This is a genomic window from Tabrizicola sp. (assembly GCF_031377265.1).
Lineage (GTDB): Bacteria > Pseudomonadota > Alphaproteobacteria > Rhodobacterales > Rhodobacteraceae > JAUYQR01.
In genome coordinates, this window is sequence record NZ_JANMET010000200.1 from 1 (window position 1) to 5,622 (window position 5,622).

At 64.7% G+C, this 5,622-nt stretch carries 6 protein-coding genes; 5 read left to right on the plus strand and 1 reads right to left on the minus strand.

Annotated features, from left to right (window positions below):
• Positions 1 to 596: hypothetical protein (locus tag RMO18_RS11505; RefSeq protein WP_309666054.1), on the minus strand; the 596-nt coding region annotated here is incomplete at its 3' end.
• A 101-nt stretch (positions 597 to 697) separates the two neighbouring features.
• Between RMO18_RS11505 and RMO18_RS11510 the strand changes: the two genes are divergently transcribed.
• The 5 genes from RMO18_RS11510 to polA form a co-directional block, all read left to right on the plus strand.
• Positions 698 to 1,288, plus strand: coding sequence for a DUF1285 domain-containing protein (locus RMO18_RS11510; protein ID WP_309666055.1), 591 nt, complete (start codon positions 698 to 700; stop codon positions 1,286 to 1,288).
• Between the two features lie 22 nt (positions 1,289 to 1,310).
• A complete protein-coding gene (locus RMO18_RS11515; protein WP_309666057.1) occupies positions 1,311 to 2,087 on the plus strand; it encodes a TIM barrel protein in 777 nt (258 codons plus the stop codon).
• Between the two features lie 211 nt (positions 2,088 to 2,298).
• A complete protein-coding gene (locus RMO18_RS11520) occupies positions 2,299 to 2,484 on the plus strand; it encodes a zinc-finger domain-containing protein (protein WP_309666058.1) in 186 nt (61 codons plus the stop codon).
• The gene (locus RMO18_RS11525) at positions 2,485 to 3,168 is read left to right on the plus strand and encodes a TIGR02117 family protein (RefSeq protein ID WP_309666059.1); all 684 of its coding nucleotides are present in this window, start codon (positions 2,485 to 2,487) and stop codon (positions 3,166 to 3,168) included. It begins immediately after the preceding gene.
• A gap of 67 nt (positions 3,169 to 3,235) precedes the next feature.
• On the plus strand, positions 3,236 to 5,622 hold a 2,387-nt coding region (gene polA / locus RMO18_RS11530), incomplete at its 3' end, for a DNA polymerase I (RefSeq protein ID WP_309666060.1).

Genomic DNA, 5,622 nt, shown 5'->3' on the forward strand with positions numbered 1-5,622 from the left:
GTTGCCGCATGCGCCGGGTCTTCGGTCACCTGCTCCACGCGCTCTGTGATCATTGGCTCCAGCCCCGCCGACAGCCCGCGCGCCAGCAGCATCAACGCCACCCCGACCGTCACCCCCATACCCCCGCGCAACAGCGCAATCACCGGGTCGGCGCGCGACGGCTCCTGCCCCGGCGTGAACAGCAGCCACAGGTTGGCCAGTGGCACCAGGCTCAGGATGCCCGCCCGCCCGTGGCCCAACGCATCGCGTGACCGCGCCTGCCCCAGCACAACCATCGCGTAGCCCGCCGCCAGGCTGAACCCCGCCTCCAGACCGATCAGCGCGCTCAGCCAACCGTGCAGCATGGCCTGGCCACCCTGCAGCCAGATCATCTGCCCCAGCGCGATACCAAGGGTTACCAACGCCGTCAGCGCGAAATACGGCGCCCGGTTCAGAACCGCCGTGCCGCGATGCAACAGCGCCGCCATTACCCCGCCAAACGCCAGAAAACCGATGCTGAACAACCAGATCTGCAGTTCCGACATCATTGCATAGCGCCAGGCAAGATCTTCCAACATCCACTCCTCATCCCCTGCGACGCGGGCCCCGATTGCCATTGCACGCACTCTTGTCGTGGAAATCCCCGTCGACAAGCCTTACATCAGCACAAAATGCCATATCCGCGCACCATATCCGCGCCGTTGACACGCAGGACCAGATGACCACGCCACCCGGCCCGAAACCCACCGCCGATACCTTGGCCGCCGCTGCCAAGCTGGCCACCGCGAAAGGCCCGGCGCCGGTCCGTCTGTGGAACCCGCCGTTTTGCGGCGACATCGACATGCGGATCGCCCGCGATGGCACCTGGTTCTACCTTGGCACGCCGATTGGCCGCGCGCCCTTGGTGAAACTGTTCTCCTCGATCCTGAAACGTGAGGGCGACGCCTATTTCCTGGTGACCCCGGTCGAAAAAGTGGGCATCTGCGTCGATGACGCGCCACTGCTGGCCATCGATTTCGAGGCTGCAGGCCAAGGCCGCGACCAGACCCTGACCTTCACCACCAAAACCGAAGACACCGCCATCGCCGGGCCCGACCACCCGCTGCGGTTTGCGCGCAATCCCGATACCGGCGAACCCGCGCCCTACATCCTGATCCGCAGCAATCTTGAGGCGCTGATCGACCGGAAATCCTTTTTCCGCCTTATCGAATTGGGTTGCCACGAACTCCATGCCGGGCAAAGGTGGTTCGGTGTCTGGTCCTCGGGTCAGTTCTTTCCTGTCATTCCGTCATCCGACCTGCCCGAATAAAGATCGCGAGAATCCAAACCACATGCCCCGTTTCGCCGCGAACCTGACGCTTTTGTTCAACGAAGTTACCATGCTCGACCGGCCAGATTGGGCGGAACGTTGCGGGTTCGACGGGGTCGAGGTGCTGTTCCCTTATGACTATTCGATGGCCGATTGGGAAAAGGCGCTGGGCAACATGCCGGTGGCGCTGATCAACACGCCGCCGGGTGACTGGGCCGCTGGCGACCGTGGCTTTGCCGCCGTGCCGGGAATGGAGCTGCAGTTTCGCGACAGTTTCCTGCGCGCCGCCGAATATGCCAGCCGTCTGGGGGCCGCCCGCCTGCATGTGATGGCAGGGGTGGCCAAGGGGCCGCAGGCCGAACAATGCTACACCGAAAACCTCGCTTGGGCGGCGGCCGAGGCGCCCGCGCTGACCCTGACGCTGGAACCGCTGAACCCCGATGATATGCCGGGCTATTTCCTGAACGATTACGATCAGGCCGCACGCATCATCGACGACATCGGCCTACCGCAGATCGGCCTGCAGTTCGACCTTTGGCATGCCGCCCGTCTGCACGGCGATGCGGCCAGCGTCTGGGCCGCACACCGCCACCGCATCAACCACGTCCAGATTGCGGGCTTTCCCTTGCGCAATGAACCCGGCGGCGGCGGCTTTTCCCTGCCTGCCCTGTGCGACGAGATTGACGCACATTGCCCCGACACCTGGGTCGCCGCCGAATACCGCCCCGCCAAAGGCACCGCGCAGGGCCTCGGCTGGCTCGCAGCGCTCAAATCCCGCGGCGCACCGATCGGAAGCTAGCCGCGCCGTTGCCATCCCTTGTTCTGTCAGGCCGGGCGTGCCGGCGCGTCCGTCCGAAACATCCGCACCCCGACTGACCTGCGCCAGTGTCACGGTTCTGGTCTGGTGGCGCCGCGCGCGTCGCATCTGCGTGACCGAAGGAAAGACCACGACTTGCCGCCCGCGCCCCATCCGGTAATATGGCGCAAGCCAGTCATGAAGGACCCGCCCCATGCCCATCGCCGCCCCGGAAACCCAGACCGTCACCAGCTGGAAAATCGCCTGCGACGGCGGCGAAGGGGCACTTGGCCATCCGCGCGTCTGGCTGACCATCCCGGCCGATCCCGGCTGGGTCGAATGCGGCTATTGCGACAAACGATATGTGATCGACCGCGATCACGCCCACGACGATCACTGATTGCGTCGAACCCTTCGATCCGTCGCGCTGATCGTTGCCCTGCCGCTGGTCTATTTTCTGGCCAGCATCGCCGGCGCGCTGATCCCTGGCCCGGGGCAGGATCTGTCCGGCCGTCACACCCAGACCATCGGCCTGATTCAAGGCCCTATCCACACTGACATCCTGCTGCCCCTGACGCCCGGGATTCGCGCGCGGTTCGCCTTCGCCGAAGCCTCTGGCGTGCCCTTGAACGATCCGCGCGCGGCGTGGCTTCTGGTTGGCTGGGGTGCCACTGGCTTTTACACCACCGCCGGCACCTACGCCGACATCACCGCCAGCGCGGTGCTGACTGCGGCCATCGGTGACACTTCCGTCCTCCGGCTGGACGCGCTCGGCCCGCTGCCCGACATGCCGGAACTAACCTTTCTTCCCCTGTCGGGCGCGCAATACCAGTCGCTGCTCACAACCCTCGATGCGACCTTCGCCCGCGATGCCAGCGGCTTGCCGCGCCCGCTTGATCACCCCGGCTTCACCGATACCGATGCCTTCTTTCACGCCAACGGCGGCTTTCATCTGTTTCGCACCTGCAACGTCTGGCTGGGAAAGACGCTGCGCGCCGCCGGCATTCCTTTCGGCATCTGGACACCGACCACCCAATCGGTGAACCTTTCACTGTGGTGGCATCACGGTGACCAAACCGGGTAGCCCCCAGCCCCGGTTTCTGCCAATACTCGACGCGTAAAAATCGGGCCGCAAAAGCAGGGAAATCACCATGACCTTCGGCAAAGGCCATCACCTTCACCTGATCGACGGATCGGCCTATATCTTCCGCGCCTACCACGCGCTGCCGCCGCTCACCCGGAAATCCGATGGCCTGCCAGTCGGCGCTGTCGCCGGTTTCTGCAACATCCTGTGGAACGAGATTTCAAAGGACCGTGGCCGCGACGCCGCCACCCATATCGCGGTGATCTTCGACCATTCCTCGCTCACCTTCCGCAACGAAATCTACCCCGCCTACAAGGCCAACCGCCCTGACCTGCCCGAAGACCTGCGCCCGCAATTCCCGCTGACCCGTGAGGCGACCCGCGCCTTCAACGTCGCCTGCATCGAGACCGAGGGGTATGAGGCTGACGACATCATCGCCACCTACGCCCGCCTTGCGGTGGAGGCGGGCGGCACCGCCACCATCATCTCCTCCGACAAAGACCTGATGCAGCTGGTCGGCCCCGGCGTCGACATGCGCGACCCGATGAAAGACCGCATGATCGGCCCCGACGAGGTGTTCGAAAAGTTCGGCGTCGCCCCGAACCGCGTCGTGGATGTGCAATCGCTCGCAGGGGACAGTGTCGACAACGTTCCCGGCGCGCCGGGCATCGGCATCAAGACCGCCGCACTGCTGATCCAGGAATACGGTGACCTCGACACCCTCCTCGCCCGCGCGTCCGAGATCAAGCAGCCCAAACGCCGCGAGGCGCTGGTCGACAACGCTGACCAGATCCGCATCTCCCGCCAGCTCGTCACCCTGAAATCCGACACGCCCCTCGACGTCTCGCTCGACGAGATGGAGGTGCGGCTCCCCGCCCCCGACGCGGTGATGGAGTTCCTGAACCGCATGGAATTTCGCACCCTCACCCGCCGCGTCGCCGAAAAGCTGAAGATCGCCCCACCGGCACTGCCCGAAACCTCTGGCATGGAGGTTGTCGGCACCCATCAGGACGCTCCCCAACCCGACCGCCTCCCCTTCGACCACGCCGCCTACGAACGCATCTCCGACATGGCCGCGCTTGACCGCTGGATCACCCATATCCGCGACATCGGCTATGTGGCTATCGACACCGAAACCACCAGCTTGGACGAGATGCGCGCAGACCTCGTCGGCATCTCCCTCTGCGTTGACGCGGGCCGCGCCGCCTATATCCCGCTCGGCCACACCCAAGGTGGCGGCGATCTGTTCGGCTCCACCGCACTTATCGAAGGCCAGTTGCCGCTGGAGGCCACGCTTGCCGCGCTGAGACCGGTTCTGGAAGACGACGCGATCCTGAAAATCGGCCAGAATATGAAGTACGACTGGAAGATTTTCGCCCGCCACGGCATCCGGATCGCGCCCTTGGACGACACCATGCTGATGAGCTATGCGATGCACGCAGGCACCAACAACCACGGCATGGACACGCTGTCCGACCTCTACCTCGGCCACCAGCCGATCCCGATCAAGTCCTTGCTCGGCTCCGGCAAGTCGCAAGTCACCTTCGACCGAGTCACCATCGACGACGCGGTGAAATACGCCGCCGAAGACGCCGACGTGACGCTGCGCCTGTGGCAGCTTTTCAAGCCGCAACTGCACCACGCCCGCGTCACCACCGTCTACGAAACCCTCGAACGCCCCCTCGTGCCGGTTTTGGCGGATATGGAAATGCACGGCATCCAGGTCGACCGCGACACCCTCAGCCGCATGTCCAATACCTTCGCGCAAAAGATGGCGCAGCTGGAAGACGAGATCCAGACCGCCGCGGGCGAGAAATTCAACGTCGGCTCGCCCAAGCAGCTGGGCGAGATTCTGTTCGACAAGATGGGCCTGCCGGGCGGCGAAAAGGGCAAGACCGGTGCCTATGCCACTGGCGCGGACGTGCTGGAAGACCTGGCCACCGAACATGTGCTGCCCGGTCTGGTGCTGGATTGGCGGCAGTTGTCGAAACTGAAGTCCACCTACACCGATGCGCTGCAACTGGCGATCAACCCCGATACGGGGCGCGTCCACACCTCCTATTCGCTGACCGGGGCGGTCACCGGGCGGCTTTCCTCCACCGATCCGAACCTGCAGAACATCCCGATCCGCACCGAAGAAGGCCGCCGCATCCGCGAGGCGTTCGTCGCCCCCAAGGGTCGCACCCTCGTGTCGCTCGACTACTCCCAGATCGAACTGCGCATCCTCGCCCACATCGCCGACATCCCGCAACTGCGCCGCGCGTTTGAGGACGGCATCGACATCCACGCCCTGACCGCGTCCGAGATGTTCAGCGTCCCCCTCGACCAGATGACCTCCGACATCCGGCGCAAGGCCAAGGCAATAAACTTCGGCGTGATCTACGGCATTTCCGGCTTCGGCCTCGCCCGCAACCTGCGCATTCCGCGGGCCGAGGCGCAGGGCTTCATCGACCG

Bases quoted from the DNA above. Each gene is read 5' to 3' on its own strand.
- RMO18_RS11510 (WP_309666055.1), top strand. From the start codon at position 698: ATGACCACGCCACCCGGCCCGAAACCCACCGCCGATACCTTGGCCGCC.
- RMO18_RS11515 (WP_309666057.1), top strand. From the start codon at position 1,311: ATGCCCCGTTTCGCCGCGAACCTGACGCTTTTGTTCAACGAAGTTACC.
- RMO18_RS11520 (WP_309666058.1), top strand. From the start codon at position 2,299: ATGCCCATCGCCGCCCCGGAAACCCAGACCGTCACCAGCTGGAAAATC.